Consider the following 19,563-nt stretch of genomic DNA (forward strand, 5'->3'; position numbering starts at 1 on the left):
CAGAACCATGGCAAATGTGCAAAGCGGCAAAATGATCGTCGGGCTGGATATCGGTACCTCCAAGGTGGTGGCGCTGGTAGGCGAAGTCGCGGCCGATGGTTCGCTGGAAATCGTCGGAATTGGCAGCCACCCTTCGCGAGGCCTGAAAAAAGGCGTCGTGGTCAACATCGAATCCACCGTGCAGTCGATTCAGCGCGCTATCGAAGAAGCACAACTCATGGCGGGCTGCCGTATCCACTCGGCCTTTGTCGGCGTGGCAGGCAGCCACATCCGCAGCCTCAACTCGCATGGCATCGTCGCCATCCGCGACCGCGAAGTCAGCTCGGCCGACCTTGAGCGTGTGCTCGATGCGGCCCAGGCCGTCGCCATTCCTGCCGACCAGCGTGTCCTGCACACCCTGGCGCAGGATTATGTGATCGACAACCAGGAAGGCGTGCGCGAGCCACTGGGCATGTCGGGTGTGCGCCTGGAAGCCAAGGTGCATGTAGTCACCTGTGCGGTGAACGCTGCGCAGAACATCGAGAAGTGCGTACGCCGCTGCGGCCTGGAAGTCGACGACATCATTCTCGAGCAACTGGCCTCGGCCTACGCGGTGCTGACCGACGACGAGAAAGAGCTGGGCGTGTGCCTGGTGGACATCGGTGGCGGCACCACCGATATCGCGATCTTCACTGAAGGCGCGATCCGCCACACGGCCGTGATCCCGATTGCCGGCGACCAGGTCACCAACGACATTGCCATGGCGTTGCGTACCCCGACCCAGTATGCCGAGGAAATCAAGATTCGCTACGCCTGTGCCCTGGCCAAGCTGGCCGGTGCCGGCGAAACCATCAAGGTACCGAGCGTGGGCGATCGCCCGCCTCGCGAGCTGTCGCGTCAGGCCCTGGCCGAAGTGGTCGAACCTCGTTACGACGAGCTGTTCACCCTGATCCAGGCCGAGCTGCGCCGCAGCGGTTATGAAGATCTGATCCCGGCGGGCATCGTGCTGACCGGCGGGACCTCGAAAATGGAAGGTGCGGTCGAACTGGCCGAGGAAATCTTCCACATGCCGGTACGCCTGGGCGTGCCGCATAGTGTCAAGGGATTGAGTGACGTCATCCGCAATCCGATTTATTCCACGGGCGTAGGCCTGTTGCAGTACGGTTTGCAGAAACAGTCCGACGGCATTTCGCTGTCCGGCCTGGGCGTGAGCAGCAGCAACTATGGCGATGAACCAAAGGCTCCCGTGCTAGAGCGCTTCAAGCGTTGGGTTCAGGGTAATTTCTAAGTTCAACGCTTCAAAGTGGTAGCGGGCAGCAACAACTAGAGAGCTGAAGGAGAGGGAAAATGTTCGAACTCGTAGACAACGTCCCGCAGAGCCCGGTAATCAAGGTTATCGGTGTAGGTGGTGGTGGTGGCAACGCCGTCAATCACATGGTCAAGAGCAGCATCGAAGGCGTCGAATTCATCTGCGCCAACACCGATGCTCAAGCACTGAAAAACATCGGTGCGCGTACCATTCTGCAACTGGGTGCCGGCGTGACCAAAGGTCTCGGTGCCGGTGCCAACCCTGAAGTGGGCCGTCAGGCCGCACTGGAAGACCGCGAGCGTATCGCGGAAGTCCTGCAGGGCACCAACATGGTCTTCATCACCACGGGCATGGGCGGCGGTACCGGTACCGGTGCGGCGCCAATCATTGCCGAAGTGGCCAAGGAGATGGGCATCCTCACCGTTGCGGTGGTGACGCGTCCATTCCCGTTCGAAGGCCGCAAGCGCATGCAGATCGCCGACGAAGGCATTCGCATGCTGGCTGAAAGCGTCGACTCGTTGATCACCATTCCCAACGAGAAGCTGCTGACCATCCTGGGCAAGGACGCCAGCCTGCTGTCAGCGTTCGCCAAGGCCGACGATGTACTGGCCGGTGCCGTTCGCGGTATCTCCGACATCATCAAGCGTCCCGGCATGATCAACGTCGACTTTGCCGACGTACGTACCGTGATGAGCGAAATGGGCATGGCCATGATGGGTACCGGCTGCGCCAGCGGTCCGAACCGTGCGCGTGAAGCGACCGAAGCGGCCATTCGCAACCCGCTGCTCGAAGACGTCAACCTGCAAGGTGCGCGCGGCATCCTGGTCAACATCACAGCAGGTCCTGACCTGTCGCTGGGTGAGTACTCGGACGTGGGCAGCATCATCGAGGCTTTCGCCTCCGACAGCGCCATGGTCAAGGTCGGTACCGTCATCGATCCGGACATGCGCGACGAACTGCACGTTACCGTCGTGGCCACAGGCCTGGGCGCGCGCATCGAGAAGCCGGTCAAGATCATCGACAACACCCTGCAAAGTGCAGCGCCGCAAGCGCCCGTGCACCAGCAGGCCGTCCGCGAGCCGGCTGCCGTCAACTACCGTGATCTGGACCGTCCGACCGTAATGCGCAATCAGGCACATGCCGGTGCGACAGCAGCGACTAAGCTGAACCCTAACGATGATCTGGACTATCTCGATATCCCGGCCTTCCTGCGTCGCCAGGCCGATTGATTATGTCTATCAGGGGGATTCGGGTAATTGGTGTTCAGCAAAGGCTGGGTCTGCTATTATCCCCAGCCTTTGTTGATACCCGTTCGCAACTAGCGCTGAAGCGGCCCATGCCATGATCAAACAACGTACCCTGAAAAATATCATCCGTGCCACAGGCGTCGGTCTGCATTCCGGGGAAAAGGTTTACCTGACCCTGAAGCCCGCACCTGTGAACACCGGTATCGTGTTTTGCCGAACCGACCTGGACCCTGTCGTGCAGATCCCTGCACGTGCGGAAAATGTCGGCGAGACCACTTTGTCGACCACCCTTGTCCAGGGCGATGTCAAGGTCGATACGGTCGAGCACCTGCTGTCGGCCATGGCGGGCCTGGGCATCGACAACGCCTACGTCGAACTGTCCGCCTCCGAAGTGCCGATCATGGACGGCAGTGCCGGACCTTTCGTGTTCCTGATTCAATCGGCCGGCCTGCAAGAGCAGGACGCTCCGAAGCAGTTCATTCGTATCCTGCGTGAAGTCTCGGTCGAGGAGGGCGGCAAACGCGCCACCTTCGTGCCTTTCGAAGGCTTCAAGGTCAGCTTCGAGATCGACTTCGATCACCCGGTATTCCGTGATCGGACTCAAAGCGCCAGCGTGGACTTTTCCAGCACTTCCTTCGTCAAGGAAGTCAGCCGCGCCCGCACCTTCGGCTTCATGAGTGACATAGAGTACCTGCGCAAGCACAACCTGGCGCTCGGTGGCAGTGTCGAAAACGCCATCGTGGTCGACAAGGAAGGCGTATTGAACGAAGACGGCCTGCGTTACGAGGACGAATTCGTCAAGCACAAGATCCTGGACGCCATCGGCGACCTGTACCTGCTGGGCAACAGCCTGATCGGCGAATTCCGTGGCTTCAAGTCTGGCCATGCGCTGAACAACCTTCTGCTGCGCACACTGATCGAACAGAAAGATGCCTGGGAAGTCGTGACTTTCGAGGATGCCAGTACCGCCCCTATTTCCTATATGCGGCCTGTCGCGGCGGCATAAAGGCAAAAAGCTTTACTCTCTTTCCTTTCTTTTGAGGCCGCCTTCGGGCGGTCTTTTTTTATTGCTTTTTTCTGGTCGCGAAGCTGAAACGGCCTCGGGGCAATCGTTATTGATGCCTAACGCCGTCGGTCAGTGACTGGCCTTGCCGTGGCTGGCCAGGCGTTCCAGGGCGGCGCGCAGCTTGGGGTCGCTGATGCCTTCGGCGGTGGCCTGGATGTTCTGCGCCGCGTTCATCGAAAGGTCGATGGTATGGGTCGCAGCCCCTTGCTGCACATGCGGTGGCTGCACCTTGAACAGAATGCGCGTCAGGTTGGCGAACTCGTCGAGCAGCACCAGTTGGCGCTGCAGGCGCCGTTGTTGATAACGCAGGCGTGTGGCCCAGTGGCCGTCGGTGACCACCAGCAACAGACAGCCTTCGCGCCAGGAGGCCACATGGCAATGCGCCCGTGCGGCCGGTTGCAGCTGGCTCTCGATCAGGCGCTGCAAATGGCTCAGGCGCTCGGCCTGGCGGATCAGTGCCCGCAGTGGCTTGGCATCGCGCAGCAATACGGCGGGTTGTCGGGCATTGATAGGGCGAAAAGCCATTGTCTGCAGGACCAAGGGTTACAAGGCGGCAATCTTAACAGAAAGTGTCATGGTTCCCGCATGGCCGGGGATCGCTTCAGTGGGGTTGCCCGGTCCAGGCAAGTTTCACCTTTTGGCAGGGTTGAAGTGGGCCAGAAAGCCCCCATTGAACTTGTGCCCCGTTACAGCGCTGTTGCCAGCATCGTGGAATAACGCCACTTTCCTCACCACCGTTTCCGGGTAGAATGCTCGTTCGCATGCGACCATGAGGGTCGCACGGGCGACTCACGGGGCCGCCCTCCATTCCTATGTGTGGAAGATCCTGTCGATATGTTTGCGCCTTTGTTAAAAAAACTTTTTGGAAGCAAGAACGAGCGTGAAGTCAAGCGCATGCTCAAGACGGTACAGATCGTCAATGCCTTCGAAGAGCAAATGGTGGCCCTTTCGGATGAGCAACTGCGCGCCAAGACCGAAGAGTTCAAGGCCCGCATAGCCAAAGGCGAAACCCTCGATCAACTGCTCCCTGAAGCCTTCGCCGTGGCCCGTGAGGCCGGCAAGCGCGTCATGGGCATGCGTCACTTCGACGTCCAGCTGATTGGCGGCATGACCCTGCACGAAGGGCAGATCGCCGAGATGCGTACCGGTGAGGGCAAGACCCTGGTCGGTACCCTGGGTGTCTACCTCAATGCCCTGTCCGGCAAGGGCGTGCACGTGGTCACGGTCAACGACTACCTGGCCCGTCGTGATGCCAACTGGATGCGGCCGCTGTATGAGTTCCTCGGCCTGACCGTCGGCATCGTCACCCCGTTCCAGCCGCCCGAAGAAAAGCGCGCCGCCTATGCGGCCGACATTACCTACGGCACCAACAACGAGTTCGGTTTCGACTACCTGCGCGACAACATGGCCTTCAGCATGGAGGACAAGTTCCAGCGCGAACTCAACTTCGCGGTGATCGACGAAGTCGACTCGATTCTCATCGACGAAGCCCGTACCCCGCTGATCATCTCCGGCCAGGCCGAAGACAGCTCGCGCCTGTACACCGAGATCAACCGCCTGATTCCGACGCTCAAGCAGCATGTCGAGGAAGTCGAAGGCCAGGTCACGCAGGAAGGCCACTACACCATTGACGAGAAGACCCGCCAGGTCGAACTCAATGAGGCCGGTCACCAGTTCATCGAAGAGATGCTCACCACCGCCGGCCTGCTGGCCGAAGGCGAGAGCCTGTACTCGGCGCACAACCTGGGCCTGCTGACCCATGTGTATGCCGGCCTGCGTGCGCACAAGCTGTTCAACCGCAACGTCGAGTACATCGTCCAGGATGGCCAGGTGCTGCTGGTCGACGAGCACACCGGCCGTACCATGCCGGGTCGTCGCCTGTCCGAGGGCCTGCACCAGGCCATCGAGGCCAAGGAAAACCTCAATATCCAGGCCGAAAGCCAGACCCTGGCCTCGACCACGTTCCAGAACTACTTCCGCCTGTACAACAAGCTGTCGGGCATGACCGGCACGGCCGACACCGAAGCGTTCGAGTTCCACCAGATCTACAACCTGTCGGTCATGGTCATTCCGCCGAACAAGCCGTTGGCGCGCAAGGACTTCAACGACCTGGTGTACCTGACCGCCGAAGAGAAGTACGCGGCCATCGTCGCCGACATCAAGGCGTGCCTGGCTGAAAACCGCCCGGTGCTGGTGGGTACTGCGACCATCGAGACCTCCGAGCACATGTCGGCGCTGCTGCGCAAGGAAGGCATCGACCACAAGGTGCTCAACGCCAAGTTCCACGAGAAGGAAGCCGAGATCATTGCCCAGGCCGGCCGCCCCGGCGCGCTGACCATCGCCACCAACATGGCCGGTCGCGGTACCGACATCCTGCTGGGTGGCAACTGGGAAGTCGAAGTCGCCAACCTGGAAGACCCGACGCCCGAGCAGATCGCGCAGATCAAGGCCGACTGGCAGAAGCGTCACCAGCAAGTGATCGAGGCCGGTGGCCTGCATGTGATCGCTTCCGAGCGTCACGAATCGCGGCGTATCGACAACCAGTTGCGTGGCCGTGCCGGTCGCCAGGGGGACACCGGCTCCAGCCGTTTCTACCTGTCGCTCGAAGACAGCCTGATGCGCATCTTCGCCTCCGACCGGGTGAAGAACTTCATGAAGGCGCTGGGCATGCAGTCCGGCGAAGCGATCGAACACCGGATGGTCACCAACGCCATCGAAAAGGCCCAGCGCAAGGTCGAAGGCCGCAACTTCGATATCCGCAAGCAATTGCTGGAATTCGACGACGTGTCCAACGAGCAGCGCAAGGTGATCTACCACATGCGCAACAGCCTGCTGGCGGCCACCAATATCGGCGACACCATTGCCGACTTCCGTCAGGAAGTGCTGAACAACCTGATCAGCCAGCACATTCCGCCGCAATCGCTGCCCGAACAGTGGGACGTGGCGGGTCTTGAAGCCTCGCTGAACTCGGACTTCGCCGTGAAGCTGCCGATCCAGCAGTGGCTCGACGAAGACGATCACCTGCACGAAGAGACGCTGCGCGCCAAGCTGCTCGAGGAGCTGCTCAGCGCCTACAACGAGAAGGAAGAGCAGGCCAGTGCCGATGCCCTGCGCACCTTCGAGAAGCAGATCCTCTTGCGTGTGATCGACGACCTGTGGAAAGACCACCTGTCGACCATGGACCACCTGCGCCACGGTATCCACCTGCGCGGCTATGCGCAGAAGAACCCGAAGCAGGAGTACAAGCGCGAGTCGTTCACCCTGTTCCAGGAGCTGCTCGACTCGATCAAGCGCGACACCATTCGTGTGCTGTCTCATGTCCAGGTGCGTCGCGAAGACCCCGAGGAAGAAGAGGCGCGCCTGCGCCGCGAGGCCGAAGAGCTGGCCGAGCGCATGCAGTTCCAGCATGCCGATGCGCCGGGCATCGAGCAGGTGGCCAGCGAAGACAGCGAAGAACTCGCCGTAGCGGCGGCCGATCCGGTGCGCAACGACCAGAAGCGCGGCCGTAACGAGCTGTGCTGGTGTGGTTCAGGCAAGAAGTTCAAGCACTGCCACGGTCAGATCGGCTAAGCCGCTGTCCGTTGACACCACGCCGCGACCGGCTCTTGCCGTCGCGGCGTTTTTTCATTGATCGCCGTACCGATACGGCGCAGATAAAGCTCAAGGAGCGCACGCATGGCTGTTGGTCTTGGTCCTTTGCCTACATTGCACCCGGTTGCCGGTTTTGAACTGGGTATCGCCTCGGCCGGTATCAAGCGACCCGGGCGCAAGGACGTGGTCGTGATGCGCTGTGCCGAAGGCTCCAGCGTGGCCGGTGTATTCACCCTCAATGCCTTCTGCGCCGCGCCGGTGATCCTGGCCAGGCAGCGCGTGCAGGGCACCGTTCGCTACCTGCTGACCAACACCGGCAATGCCAACGCCGGCACCGGCGAGCCAGGCCTGGCCGCGGCCCGTCGTACCTGCGAGAAGCTGGCCGGGCTGACCGGCGTGCCGGCCGAGGCCGTGCTGCCATTTTCCACCGGTGTGATCGGTGAACCGCTGCCGGTGGAAAAGATCGAAGGCGCCCTGCAAGCGGCGCTGGATGATCTGTCGGTGAACAACTGGGCGGCTGCCGCCACCGGCATCATGACCACTGACACCTTGCCAAAAGGCGCCAGCCGCCAGTTCCAGCACGACGGCGTGACCGTGACCGTGACCGGTATCAGCAAGGGCGCCGGCATGATCCGGCCGAACATGGCGACCATGCTCGGTTACATCGCCACCGACGCCAAGGTGTCGCAGAACGTCCTCAAGGACCTGATGCTCGACGGCGCCAACAAGTCGTTCAACCGCATCACCATCGATGGCGACACCTCGACCAACGACTGCTGCATGCTGATCGCTACAGGCCAGGCCGACCTGCCGGAAGTGACCGAAGCCAGCGGTCCGCTGTTCGAGGCCTTGAAAAAGGCCGTTTTTGAAGTGTGCATGGAGGTGGCCCAGGCCATCGTGCGCGACGGCGAGGGCGCGACCAAGTTCGTCACCGTCCAGGTCAACGGCGGCGGCAACCACCAGGAGTGCCTGGACGTCGGCTATGCCGTGGCGCATTCGCCGCTGATCAAGACCGCACTGTTTGCCTCGGACCCTAACTGGGGCCGTATCCTGGCCGCCGTCGGCCGCGCCGGCGTACCGGAACTGGATGTCAGCCTGATCGACGTATTCCTGGGCGAAGTGTGTATTGCCAGCCAGGGCTGCCGTTCGGCCAGCTACACCGAGGCCCAGGGCGCCGAGGTCATGGCCCGCGAAGAAATCACCATCCGTATCGAGCTGGGCCGGGGCGATTGCAGCGAAACCATCTGGACCACCGACCTGTCGCACGAATACGTGAAAATCAACGCCGAATACCGTACCTGACTGACCCGCCGCACAGCCGCTCCTGATCTTTCGCAGGAGCGGCTTTAGCCGCGAACCTGCAAAAGAGGAAACCGTGCAATGAAACGTATCCATGTAGTGGCGGCCGTGATTCGCGGCCACGATGGCAGGATTCTCATCGCCCGGCGCGCTGATACCCAGCACCAGGGCGGCCTCTGGGAGTTTCCCGGCGGCAAGGTCGAGGAGGGCGAAGCACCCCGGCTCGCACTGGTCCGGGAGTTGCGCGAAGAGCTGGGCATCGAGGTCGAGGCGGCGCGCCCGCTGATCAAAGTGCAGCACGACTACCCCGACAAGCATGTCTTGCTGGATGTCTGGGAGGTATCAGGTTTCAGCGGCGAACCGCACGGCGCCGAAGGCCAGCCCCTGGCCTGGGTCACACCACGCGAATTGCCCGATTACGAATTTCCGGCGGCCAATCAACCGATCGTTGCGGCGGCCCGTCTGCCCGACCAGTACCTGATCACCCCTGAAGGCCTGGAAAACGGTGAGCTGCTGCGCGGTATCCAGCGCGCCGTGGCCCAGGGCGCAAGGCTGATCCAGCTGCGGGCACCGGGCGGCTATGACCCGGCCTACCGTGACCTTGCGGTGGACGCGGTGGGCCTGTGCGCCGGCAAGGCGCAACTGATGCTCAAGGGGCCTCTGGAATGGCTGGGTGACTTTCCGGCCGCTGGTTGGCACCTGACGGCTGCGCAGTTGCGCAAGTACGCCAGCCGCGGCCGGCCATTCCCGACCGAGCGCTGGCTGGCGGCGTCATGCCATGACGCTGAAGAGCTGGCGCTGGCTGAACAGATGGGTGTGGATTTCGTCACCCTGTCCCCCGTGCAGCCAACCCACACCCATCCCGAGGCCCAACCGCTGGGTTGGGAGCAGGCCACGCACCTGATCGCAGGCTTCGGCAAGCCGGTGTTCCTGCTCGGCGGCGTCGGCCCTGACCAGCGCCAGCAGGCCTGGGACAGCGGCGCACAAGGCGTGGCCGGCATCCGCGCCTTCTGGCCGTAGCGCGTCTACTGCGGCTTGGGCGCCGCCTGCCACAGGATTTCATCCACTCCCTGGCGCCTGGCAATCAGCCGGGCTGCCACAAACAGCAGATCCGACAGTCGGTTGATATACGCCAGCCCCACGCCCTGCAGTGGCTCGATGGCATTAAGTTGCTGGCAGCGCCGTTCTGCCGTGCGGGCCAGGCTGCGGCAGACATGGGCCTGGGCGATCAGCGCCGAGCCGCCGGGCAGGATGAAGTTCTCCAGCGGGCCCAGTTCATCGTTCCACAGGTCGATCGCCGCTTCCAGGCGCTCGATTTCCTGGGTGTTCAAGGCCTGGTAGGCCGGCATCGCCAATTCGCCGCCCAGATCGAACAGCCGATGCTGGCAGGGCGCAAGCACCTCGATCACCTCGGCCAGCGCCGGGCGTTGCTCCACGGCCTCGTTCAGTCCGGCCAGCAGCAGCCCTAACTGACTGTTAAGCGTGTCCACCTCGCCAATGGCCTCGATGCGCGGATGATCCTTGGGCACCCGACGGCCGTCGCCCAGCCCGGTTTCGCCGCTGTCTCCGGTACGTGTGTAGATTTTCGACAGGCGAAAGCCCATACGTGTCGCTCCTGTTCAAGGCTTGTTGATGACATAGGCCGGCACCGTGACCTGGTTGGCCACCAGCGGCAGGCGCAGGGTAAAGCAGGTGCCCAGGCCAATGGACGATTGCACTTCCATCTGGCCCTTGTGATTGTTGGTGATGATGAAGTACGACACCGACAGGCCGAGACCGGTGCCCTGGCCGATCTCCTTGGTGGTGAAAAACGGCTCGAAGGTGCGCTTGCGCACGCTTTCGGACATGCCGATGCCGTTGTCTTCGACCTGGATTTCCGCCCAGGGCGGATTGAGGCGTGTGCGCAGGGTAATACGCCCCGGCTCATCGTCATTGCCACGCTGATGAATCGCCTGGGCAGCGTTCTTGAGCAGGTTGAGCAGCACCTGTTCCAGCTCGTTGGAGATGCATGGCACCGGGCCAAGGTCAGGGTCGAACTGACGAATGATGTGCTGGCCCTTGAAGTCAAAGCCGATGGCCAGGTCGAAATCGTTGCTGGCGATTTCCACTGCCTGATCGATCAGCGCCGGCAGGTCGCACAGCGCCAGTTGCCGGTTGCTCAGGCGACTGAAATTGAGCATGTGGCTGACGATCTTGGCGGCGCGGGCGCCGGCCTGCTGGATGCCGTCGAGCAAGGCCGGTACTTCGCGGGCAGTCAGGTAGCGATTGACCTGCTCAAGGTCCAGGCCCTCGCTTTGCGCCTGCTCCAGGTTTCTGGGCAGCTCCGGCGACAGGCGGCGGCGGATGTTCTGCACATTGTGCAGGATCGCGCCCAGCGGGTTGTTGATCTCATGCGCCATGCCGGCGGCCAGGCCGCCGACCGAGAGCATTTTTTCCGACTGCACCATCATTTCTTCCAGGGAAATGCGCTGGGTAATGTCATCGATACGGATCACCACGCCGCGTCCGGCGTCGCCGGTCAGCGGGTAGAAGGTCAGCGCATAGTGACGGGGCTCGTCCTGCTTGATCCAGGTCACCCGCTCGATCTTGGTGACGCTGTGCTGCTCGACGGTCTGCTTGAGCTGCGGCATGAACGCGCGCATCGGTTCGAAGGCAATGAAGATCGGCTGGTTGAGCGCCTCGTCCAGCCGCGTGCCGGACAAGGTGGCGGCCTCCTGATTCCACTGGGTCACGTACAGCTGTTCATCCAGGGCAATCATTGCTGACGGCATCGAGTCGATGATGCTGTTGAGGTAATTCTGGAAACCGGTGAGTTTCTTTTCGATCTTGCCGCGCACCTGCACTTCCAGTTCCAGCTTGCGGTTGGTGCGCCGGGTTTCTTCAGCCAGTCCGCGGGCCTGGTCATAGGCGTCCTGTGAGTCGTCGCGGGCGCGCTTGAGCTGCTGCTCGCGAGCCTCGATACGGGCCAGCATGGTATTGAAAGCCGAGGCCAGGCTGCCGATCTCGTCCTTGTTGCCCGGCCCGACCCGCAGGGCGTAGTTCTCTTCGCGGGTCACCTGGCGCGACAGCTCTTCAAGCTGGTAGATCGGCTCGGTGATCAGGCGGCGAATCTGTCGGGCCACCACCATCCACAGCAGAATGCTGAATACCAGAATGCCCAGGCTGGCGGTCAGCGTGCCGCTGTAGAACGCGGCAGGCAATTCGCTGCTGGCCACCAGCAACAAGTGCCCCGGTGGCTGATCACCCTTGGGCACCGTGATGACCTGAGTGGTGCGAAACTCGGTCAGCCGCCAGCTCTCGATGCCGCTGTAGCGGCTGGGCAGGTCCAGCGCGTCGCCTTGCTGCAATTGCGCCAGGCGCTGGCCGTCATTGTCATACACCGCCGCTGCTCGCAGCGGGCTGTAGCTCTTGAGCTCGTTCAGCAAGGCCTGGGCGTCGGTACTCGAGTCGAGCGCCCGCTCGTTGAGATTGGCGCTGCTGATCAGTCGGCCGATGGTCTGCATGGCCTGGGGCGCCATGGCTTCCTGGGAGATGTAGTAGGCCGCGCCGATAAAGGTCAGGTTGGCCACCAGCAGCACGGTGGTCAGCAAGACCAGCAGGGCTGCCAGCAGCTTCTGGCCAACCGGCAGGTTATCCAATCGTTGACGCAGGGGCATGGGCAGATCACACGACGACAAAGGGTGCCAGCAGGGTAGCGCGGGCTAGTCGCTACGCAAACCCTTGGCGGCCAGATGCTGGCACAAGCGGTGGTGCAATTGCTGTACATGCGGGATCGTGCAGCGATGGCGACGTGCTGCGGCGCTGGCATAGCCCAGCAGGTAGGCGATTTCGGTACGCCGGCCGTGGGCGACATCCTGGTACATCGACGAGTAGTTGGCGGCCGTGGCCTGGATGACGCGCAGTACGTCGCTGTGCAGGTCGTGTGCGGCGGCAGGTTGACCGCAGCGCTGCAGCAGTTCGGTCAGCTCCTGGCACAGGGTCGCGACTTCGCACGGGTGCTCCAGCAGGCCGCCATTGCGGCAGTCATGCAATACCGTCAGGGGATTGATCGCGCAATTGAGTGCCAGCTTGCGCCACAGGCGGGTCAGAATGTCCGGTGTCCATTCATGGCTGATGCCTGCGGTATGCAGATCGTCCAGCAGGGCGGTGGGGGCTGCCGGGTCTTGCACATCGCCCAGCCAGGTGAAGCCGTGCCCGGCAAAGCGCACCTGCCAGTCCGCTTCGCGAAACGCGCCCTCGGTGCTGGAGGCAAAGATACAGCGCCGCGGATGAATCAGCGCCGCAACGGCCTCCTGGCTGCCCAGGCCGTTCTGCAGCAGGATGACGTCGGCCTGGGCACTCAGGCGCGGTCTCAGTGCGGCGACGGCCTGTTCGGCGTCGTAGGCCTTGCACGCCACCAGCAGGCGCTCGATAGGGGCGTCGCTGGCTGCGGTTTCGGCCGCGATCGGCCACTGGACGCAACGATCCTGTTCGATCAGCGTCAGATGACTGCCATGGGCACGATAGGCCGCCAGCCTGGCTGCATCGCGCAGGATCAGCCGCACCGGCAGGCCGGCCCGTGCCAGGCGCGTCGCCCATAATCCGCCCAGGCTGCCAGCGCCCAGGATATGCCAGGCAGTAGCGGGCGATGCAAGCGGGTGCAGCAAATCGCGGTCAGACATCAAGGCTCACAGTGAAGGCTGGAAAAGTCTCGTTATAATGACCGCTCTTTCAAACCGTCAAGTCATGCGTGCCCGTGAATGATTCGCGCACGCCGTTCAACTGGAGAACCTTAAATGCCCTCGTTCGACGTAGTGTCCGAATTGGATAAACACGAAGTCACTAATGCCGTCGACAACGCGATCAAGGAGCTGGACCGCCGTTACGACCTCAAAGGCAAGGGGACTTTCGAATTCAAGGAAAAGGACCTGGCGATCACGCTCACCGCTGAAGCCGATTTTCAGCTTGAGGCGATGATCGAGATCCTCAAGCTGTCGCTGGTCAAGCGCAAGATCGACGTCAAGTGCCTGGAAGTCAAGGAAGCCTACGCCTCGGGCAAGCTGATGAAGCAGGAAGCGACCCTGCGCGAAGGGATCGACAAGGAACAGGCCAAGAAGATCGTCGCGCACGTCAAGGACGCCAAGCTCAAGGTCCAGGCAGCCATCCAGGGCGAGCAGGTGCGCATCACTGGCAAGAAGCGTGACGATCTGCAGGAAGCCATTGCCCTGCTGCGCGCCTTCGATGCCGAGCTGCCCTTGCAGTTCAACAACTTCCGCGACTGAGTCCTGCACCTGGTCGGGCTGCCGGTGCGCCTGGGCAGCCTCGATGCCTTCTGTTTTCCTGTCTCTGCCGGGTGTCACGCTTGCTTGATTGTCGTGACGCCCAGGCGTTGTCGATTGACCCGTTTCAAGGAGTAAACGATGGATTTGAATGCTGAAGTGGACCACCTGTGGAAGATTTCCCAGTCCTGGGTTCCACTGATCATGCAGTACGGCAGCCGTGTGTTGCTGGCGCTGGTTACGCTGTGCATCGGTTGGTGGCTGATCAACCGCCTGACCAACAAGGTCGGCGCCTTGCTGGCGCTGCGCAATGCCGATCAGGCGCTGCAGGGGTTTGTCAGCAGCCTGGCCAATATCATTCTCAAGATCCTGTTGATCGTCAGCGTGGCGTCGATGATCGGGATCGAGACCACCTCGTTCGTGGCCGCCATCGGTGCGGCGGGCCTGGCCATCGGCCTGGCGCTGCAGGGCAGCCTGTCGAACTTTGCCGGCGGCGTGCTGATTCTGCTGTTCAGGCCGTTTCGCATCGGTGACTGGATCGAGGCGCAGAATGTGTCGGGCACGGTCGATAATATCCAGATTTTCCACACCATCCTGCGCACGGGCGATAACCGTACAGTGATCGTGCCCAATGGCATCTTGTCCAACGGCATCATCACCAACACCAATCGCCAGCCGACCCGCAAGATCGTGTTCGATGTGGGCGTTGACTACGAGGCCGACCTCAAGCAGGCCCAGCAGGTGCTGCTGGACATGGCCGACGATCCCCGGGTGCTCAAGGACCCGGCACCGCAGGCGGTCGTGACAGTGCTCGGCGATAACGCGATTACCCTGCAATTGCGCGTCTGGACCAAGACCGGCGATATGGGCGATCTGGTGTCGAAGTTCAATATCGAGGTCCGGGACCGCCTGAAAGCCGCCGGTATCGACATTCCTTACCCACAGCGGGTGATCCGCGTGGTGCAGGATACGCCGAAGGTGTAGACGCACACGGGGCGTTGAGCGACCCGGCGTTCAGGCCGGGGCGCTCGTACGGGCGCAGAGGAGCCGTCTCAGGGTGTGTCTTCCAGCGGCTCTTGCGGGCGTAGCTCGCGATTCCACTGCAGGATGATCATCACCAGCGTCGGCACCCCCAGCAGGGCGGTGATCAGAAAGAAGTTGTGGTAGCCGAGTTTTTCCACCATCACCCCCGAATACCCCCCGATCAGGCGCGGCAACAGCAGCATGATCGAGCTGAGCAATGCGTACTGGGTGGCCGAGAAGCGCAGGTTGGTCAGGCTCGACAGGTAGGCCACGAAGGCTGACGTCGCCAGCCCCGAACTGAAGTTATCCAGTGAGATGGTCAGGATCAGCATCTTCACGTTCGGCCCCATGTCGGCCAGCAACAGGAACAGGATGTTGGTGGCCGCCGAACTCAGGCCGCCGATGAACAGGATCGGCATGATGCCGAAGCGCACGATCAACAGGCCGCCCGCACCCGCACCGACCAGGGTCATCACCAGGCCGAACAGCTTGCTGACACTGGCGATCTGCTCCTTGGTAAAGCCCTGGTCGATATAGAAGACGTTGGCCATGACGCCCATCACCGTGTCCGACATGCGGTACGTGGCAATCAGCCCCAGCAACAGCAGCGCCTGCCAGCGGTAGCGCATGATGAAATCATTGACCGGCGTCAGCACCGGCGCCAGCCCCCGGCGGCCCATCGATGACAGGCAGCCCAGCGTGAGCAGGGTATAGAGGATGGCACGCAGGAACGCCCGGTCTTCCAGCAGCAGGTCGGTCCAGCCCGTGGCGCCGAACAGCACGCTGGCAAAGTCGGTGTTGTACAACTGGGTGAACATCGCCGGCACCGACACCAGCAGCACGATCAGCACGAACACCGAAGCCAGTTGATGGGTGAAGCCGTAGCGCGCTGCCGACAATTGCGTGCGCAGCGGCACCGGTGGTTCGCGCATGATGAACGTGACCGCCAGTGCCGGCAGCATCAGCAGGCCGAACAGCAGGTAAGTGCCGGTCCAGGCCGAGTGCTTGTAGGCAAAGCCGGTAGAGCCGAAGCCTTCGGCGAAATACAGGGCGCCGGCGGTCGACAGCAGGGCAGCCACCCGATAGCCGGACATGTAGCTGGCTGCCAGTGCGGCTTGCTGGGTGTCCTGGGCGATTTCCAGGCGGTAGGCGTCGATGGCGATGTCTTGCGTGGCCGAGGCAAAGGCCACCACGACGGCAATGGCGATCAGCCAGGACAGATGCTGCTGGGGATCGCAAAAGCCCATGCCGATCAGCCCCAGCATCACCAGGGTCTGCGACAGCACCAGCCAGGAGCGGCGCCGGCCGAGTTTGCCGAGCAACGGCAGGCGCCACTGGTCGAGCAAGGGCGACCAGACCCACTTGAACGCATAGGCCAGGCCGATCAGGCTGGCGTAGCCGATGGTTTCACGCGCGACCCCGGCTTCGCGCAACCAGACCGACAGGGTGGAAAACACCAGCATGTAAGGCAGGCCGGCAGCAAAGCCCAGCAGCAGCAGCACGAACGTTGACGGGCTGGCATAAGCGGCGAGCGCGGCGCGCCAGGTTTTACGGGGCATGAGCTAAGAACGGCCTCGGGTAACGAAAACAAAGGGCGCACTCTAACCGCTGTGCTGCATGGGACGCCAGCCATGGCGCTGCATATCCACACGATTATTGCGGACGGTAATGCCCTCGGCGCGCAATCGGGCGCGCTGCTCGTCGCCTGAGGGCGTGCCGGCCGCCAGGCTGATCCGACCGCCGGCACCCAGCACCCGGTGCCAGGGCAGGGTCGAGCCCTCGGGCAGCTGGCCCAGGGTGCGCCCCACCCAGCGGGCGGCCCGGCCAAGCCCGGCCAGTCGGGCCAGTTCGCCATAGCTGATGACATGACCGGCAGGCACTTGATGCAAGGTCAGGTACAGCGCGGTCTTGCGCATTTCGGCAGGCGACAGGCCAGAGGGTTCGTCGACAGTGGCAGGGTTGGGTTCGTTCATGTTTATTCGATGCGCGGTCCGTGGGGATTTGAACTACAGAACATTCCATGGGTCAGTGCTAATCGCGTCCCGCGGCTGTTCCTGCGAAGTGCTGCCGACGGATAATGCCTGAATTTCTGCCAGAGTCCGGTCGTTGCTTATGTTGTCCAGAACCCTGCTGTGCCTCGCTGTAACCTGCGCCTCCACCCCCTTGCTTGCCGACACTGTCTGGCTGAAGAACGGCGACCGCCTGAGCGGCACGATCAAGCTGTTCGACGGCGGCAAGCTGTTGCTGCAGACCGATTATGGTGGTGCCATCGCGCTGGATTGGAAACAGATCAAGACCCTGGAAAGCAAGGAGCCGCTGCTGGTCAAGCAGGGCGAGTACACCGGCGAAGTCGCCCAGTCCCTGCAAGCCAGTGACGAGGGCAAGGTGGTGCTGTCCGAGGGCGGCGCGCCCAAGACCGTGGAGCTTGCCAGTATCCAGCAGATCATCAAGCCGAAGCCTGTGATCACCGACCTGGTCTGGAAGGGCAATATCGATGCGGCGGTGGACTTCCAGAAAGCCGAGAACGACACCGACGACTACAACCTGGCGTTCAAGACCTCGGCACGCCATGACCGCTGGCGCCACAATGCCAAGGGCGAATATAACCGCGAAAGCCAGGACGACGTGGTCAGCACGGACAACTGGAGTGCCGAATACTCGCTCGATTATTTCCTGACCGACAAATTCTTCTGGGACGGCCGGGTCAATTACAAGCGCGACAAGATCGAAGACCTGAGCCGCGAGCGCACGGTCGGTACCGGTCCCGGCTACCAGCTGTGGGATGACGAACTGGGCGCCTTCAAGGTCGGCGCCTTGCTCAATCGCACCGATTACCAGTTCTCCAACGGGCAGAAGGAAAACTTCTATGCCGTGGCCGGCACCTGGGATTACAACCGCTATCTGGTGGGCAAGAAGTTCGAGTTCTTCACCAACGGCGAGTTGGGCAAGCCGCTGAGCGGCGTGGCTGATTATGCCCTGGATGTCGAGGTCGGCCTGCGTTACAAGGTCACCGACTGGGCCTCGCTGAACCTCAAGGCCGAGAAAGACATCATCAGCGGCTCCAATGACGGCGACGTCGACAAGACCCGCTACACCGCAGGCTTCGGCGTGACCTGGTAAGTCTTGCAGGCTGCACGTGGCCTGACGGCAAACCGTCAGGCCATCGTTGTCTTCAGAGGCGCATGGCGCCATCGAGCTCCAGCACCCGGCCGCTGAAATAATCGTTTTCCAGAATGAACGCCACGCCGTGGGCAATTTCCTCGGGCGTGCCCATGCGCTTGAGCGGGATGGCCGAGGTCATCTTTTCCAGCGCTTCGGGTTTCATGCTGCCGGTCATTTCCGTCTCGATAAAACCGGGTGCCACAGCCGCCACGCGAATGCCGTAGCGCGCAAGCTCCCGCGCCCAGGTCACGGTGGCAGCGACCACACCGGCCTTGGATGCGGCGTAGTTGGTCTGGCCGATATTGCCGGCCCGCGAGATTGACGAAATGTTGATGATCGCGCCCTGGCTCTTCTGCTCGACCATGGTGGCGGCCACTTCGCGGGTGCACAGGAACACGCCGGTCAGGTTGACATCGATCACCGACTGCCACTGCGCCAGGCTCATGGTGCTGATCTGCCCATCCTTGACCTTGACCAGCAGGCCGTCGCGCAGGATGCCGGCATTATTGATCAGCCCGTGGATCGCACCGCTGTCGGCGGCAATGCGCGCAACGGTCTCGACCACCTGCGCCTCGTCGGTGACATTGCACAGGTACGCATGGGCCTGGACGCCCAGCGCTGTACAGGTCGCCACCGCCGCATCAAGCTTGTCCTGATCAAGGTCCAGCAGCGCCAGGTTCGCCCCACGGCCTGCCAGGTGGCGCGCCATCGCCAGGCCCAACCCCTGGCATCCACCGGTAATAATGATTAACTTGCCTTTCAATTCCATACGCGTGCCCATTGAACAAGTCATAGTGATGGCATGGCGGGCATGCCACTGATAGGTATAGCAGTCGAGCCCATGTATCGACCTGCCACTCACCCTGATAAGGAAACACGATGAGCGCCAAAGCCTCTCGATCGGCCCGCGAGCTGTTGCTGCGCGAATACCGTGGCGTACTGTCCACGCACTCCAAGTCGATGCCCGGCTTTCCGTTCGGCTCCGTGGTGCCTTATTGCCTGGACGGGCAGGGCATGCCGCTGATCCTTATCAGCCGTATCGCCCAGCACACCCATAACCTGTTGCAGGATCCCAAGTGTTCGCTGCTGGTGGGCGAACGCGAGGCCGCCAACGTCCAGGCCGTGGGGCGTATCACGATGATGGCCGAAGGGCACAAGCTTACCGAGCCCGACAGCATCGCGGCAGCGGCCCGGCGTTACTACCGCTATTTTCCGGAGTCACAGAGCTATCACAGTGCCCACGATTTCGATTTCTGGCGGCTGACCCCGGTGCGCTATCGCTACATCGGTGGCTTCGGTGCTATCCACTGGCTTGATGATGTGACGCTGGCCAACCCGTTCGCCGGCGCCAGCGAGGCCGGGATGATCGAACACATGAATCAGGATCACGCCCAGGCCATCGCTCATTATGTGCAACTGGCCGGTCTGCCGCAGACCGAGCCGGCGCAGATGGTCGGCGTCGACAGCGAAGGCCTGCATTTGCGTATTGGTCAGGCTTTGTTCTGGTTACCCTTTGGCGAAACCTGCAACACTCCGATACAGGTTCGCGAAGCCTTGGTTTATCTGGCCCGCGCCCGCGAATGGCCGACCCCTGACGCATCCGGCACTTGATTTAACGACTTTCCGGCT

General features: G+C 62.1%; 17 protein-coding genes. 10 read left to right on the plus strand and 7 right to left on the minus strand.

From position 1 onward, the window contains the following. Positions 1-7 precede the first annotated feature (7 nt). From ftsA to lpxC, 3 genes are all read left to right on the plus strand, one after another. Positions 8-1,267: a cell division protein FtsA gene (ftsA, locus tag ASF84_RS00750; protein WP_056834241.1), complete on the plus strand. Its 1,260-nt coding sequence runs from the start codon at positions 8-10 to the stop codon at positions 1,265-1,267. Positions 1,268-1,326: 59 nt separating this feature from the next. After that, the gene (ftsZ, locus tag ASF84_RS00755) at positions 1,327-2,517 is read left to right on the plus strand and encodes a cell division protein FtsZ (protein WP_056834242.1); all 1,191 of its coding nucleotides are present in this window, start codon (positions 1,327-1,329) and stop codon (positions 2,515-2,517) included. A gap of 112 nt (positions 2,518-2,629) precedes the next feature. Beyond that, on the plus strand, positions 2,630-3,541 hold the full coding sequence (gene lpxC, locus ASF84_RS00760; protein ID WP_056834244.1) for a UDP-3-O-acyl-N-acetylglucosamine deacetylase: 912 nt from the start codon (positions 2,630-2,632) through the stop codon (positions 3,539-3,541). A 129-nt stretch (positions 3,542-3,670) separates the two neighbouring features. On the opposite strand, the gene ASF84_RS00765 is transcribed toward lpxC, so the two are convergent. Then, positions 3,671-4,126, minus strand: a complete 456-nt coding sequence (locus tag ASF84_RS00765; protein WP_056835302.1) for a DciA family protein — start codon at positions 4,124-4,126, stop codon at positions 3,671-3,673. A gap of 309 nt (positions 4,127-4,435) precedes the next feature. Between ASF84_RS00765 and secA the strand changes: the two genes are divergently transcribed. From secA to ASF84_RS00780, 3 genes are all read left to right on the plus strand, one after another. Further along, positions 4,436-7,171, plus strand: a complete 2,736-nt coding sequence (gene secA / locus ASF84_RS00770) for a preprotein translocase subunit SecA (RefSeq protein ID WP_056834245.1) — start codon at positions 4,436-4,438, stop codon at positions 7,169-7,171. 105 nt (positions 7,172-7,276) lie between these two features. After that, complete coding sequence (gene argJ, locus ASF84_RS00775; protein ID WP_056834248.1) at positions 7,277-8,494, plus strand: bifunctional glutamate N-acetyltransferase/amino-acid acetyltransferase ArgJ; 1,218 nt, start codon at positions 7,277-7,279, stop codon at positions 8,492-8,494. Positions 8,495-8,572: 78 nt separating this feature from the next. Then, a complete protein-coding gene (locus tag ASF84_RS00780; protein ID WP_056834250.1) occupies positions 8,573-9,511 on the plus strand; it encodes a Nudix family hydrolase in 939 nt (312 codons plus the stop codon). A gap of 5 nt (positions 9,512-9,516) precedes the next feature. Here the strand turns inward: ASF84_RS00780 and ASF84_RS00785 are convergent, their stop codons facing one another. From ASF84_RS00785 to ASF84_RS00795, 3 genes are read right to left on the minus strand one after another with little or no spacing between them, the layout of a single operon-like run. After that, positions 9,517-10,095 (minus strand): cob(I)yrinic acid a,c-diamide adenosyltransferase, encoded by a 579-nt coding sequence (locus tag ASF84_RS00785; RefSeq protein ID WP_056834251.1) that lies wholly within the window; start codon positions 10,093-10,095, stop codon positions 9,517-9,519. Positions 10,096-10,110: 15 nt separating this feature from the next. Continuing rightward, entirely contained in the window at positions 10,111-12,147 is a 2,037-nt protein-coding gene (locus ASF84_RS00790) for a sensor histidine kinase (RefSeq protein ID WP_056834253.1), read from the minus strand. A 45-nt stretch (positions 12,148-12,192) separates the two neighbouring features. Next, complete coding sequence (locus ASF84_RS00795; RefSeq protein ID WP_056834255.1) at positions 12,193-13,152, minus strand: putative 2-dehydropantoate 2-reductase; 960 nt, start codon at positions 13,150-13,152, stop codon at positions 12,193-12,195. Between the two features lie 114 nt (positions 13,153-13,266). Here ASF84_RS00795 and ASF84_RS00800 point away from each other — a divergent pair, with 114 nt between their 5' ends. Both ASF84_RS00800 and ASF84_RS00805 read left to right on the plus strand, forming a co-directional pair. Next, entirely contained in the window at positions 13,267-13,752 is a 486-nt protein-coding gene (locus tag ASF84_RS00800; protein WP_056834257.1) for a YajQ family cyclic di-GMP-binding protein, read from the plus strand. 138 nt (positions 13,753-13,890) lie between these two features. Beyond that, a complete protein-coding gene (locus tag ASF84_RS00805; RefSeq protein WP_056834259.1) occupies positions 13,891-14,733 on the plus strand; it encodes a mechanosensitive ion channel family protein in 843 nt (280 codons plus the stop codon). 68 nt (positions 14,734-14,801) lie between these two features. Here ASF84_RS00805 and ASF84_RS00810 read toward each other — a convergent pair whose 3' ends face one another. Together ASF84_RS00810 and ASF84_RS00815 are read right to left on the minus strand one after the other, a co-directional pair. Then, on the minus strand, positions 14,802-16,331 hold the full coding sequence (locus tag ASF84_RS00810; protein WP_056834261.1) for an AmpG family muropeptide MFS transporter: 1,530 nt from the start codon (positions 16,329-16,331) through the stop codon (positions 14,802-14,804). Positions 16,332-16,373: 42 nt separating this feature from the next. Beyond that, a complete protein-coding gene (locus ASF84_RS00815) occupies positions 16,374-16,745 on the minus strand; it encodes an MGMT family protein (RefSeq protein ID WP_056834264.1) in 372 nt (123 codons plus the stop codon). 139 nt (positions 16,746-16,884) lie between these two features. On the opposite strand from ASF84_RS00815, the gene ASF84_RS00820 reads away from it, so the two are divergent. Beyond that, positions 16,885-17,892, plus strand: coding sequence for a DUF481 domain-containing protein (locus ASF84_RS00820; protein WP_056834266.1), 1,008 nt, complete (start codon positions 16,885-16,887; stop codon positions 17,890-17,892). Between the two features lie 52 nt (positions 17,893-17,944). On the opposite strand, the gene ASF84_RS00825 is transcribed toward ASF84_RS00820, so the two are convergent. Beyond that, positions 17,945-18,703: an SDR family oxidoreductase gene (locus tag ASF84_RS00825; RefSeq protein WP_056834269.1), complete on the minus strand. Its 759-nt coding sequence runs from the start codon at positions 18,701-18,703 to the stop codon at positions 17,945-17,947. A 110-nt stretch (positions 18,704-18,813) separates the two neighbouring features. Here ASF84_RS00825 and ASF84_RS00830 point away from each other — a divergent pair, with 110 nt between their 5' ends. After that, complete coding sequence (locus tag ASF84_RS00830) at positions 18,814-19,545, plus strand: HugZ family pyridoxamine 5'-phosphate oxidase (RefSeq protein WP_056834271.1); 732 nt, start codon at positions 18,814-18,816, stop codon at positions 19,543-19,545. Positions 19,546-19,563: the final 18 nt, after the last annotated feature.

The sequence above is a fragment of the Pseudomonas sp. Leaf127 genome, assembly GCF_001423155.1.
Lineage (GTDB): Bacteria > Pseudomonadota > Gammaproteobacteria > Pseudomonadales > Pseudomonadaceae > Aquipseudomonas > Aquipseudomonas ovata.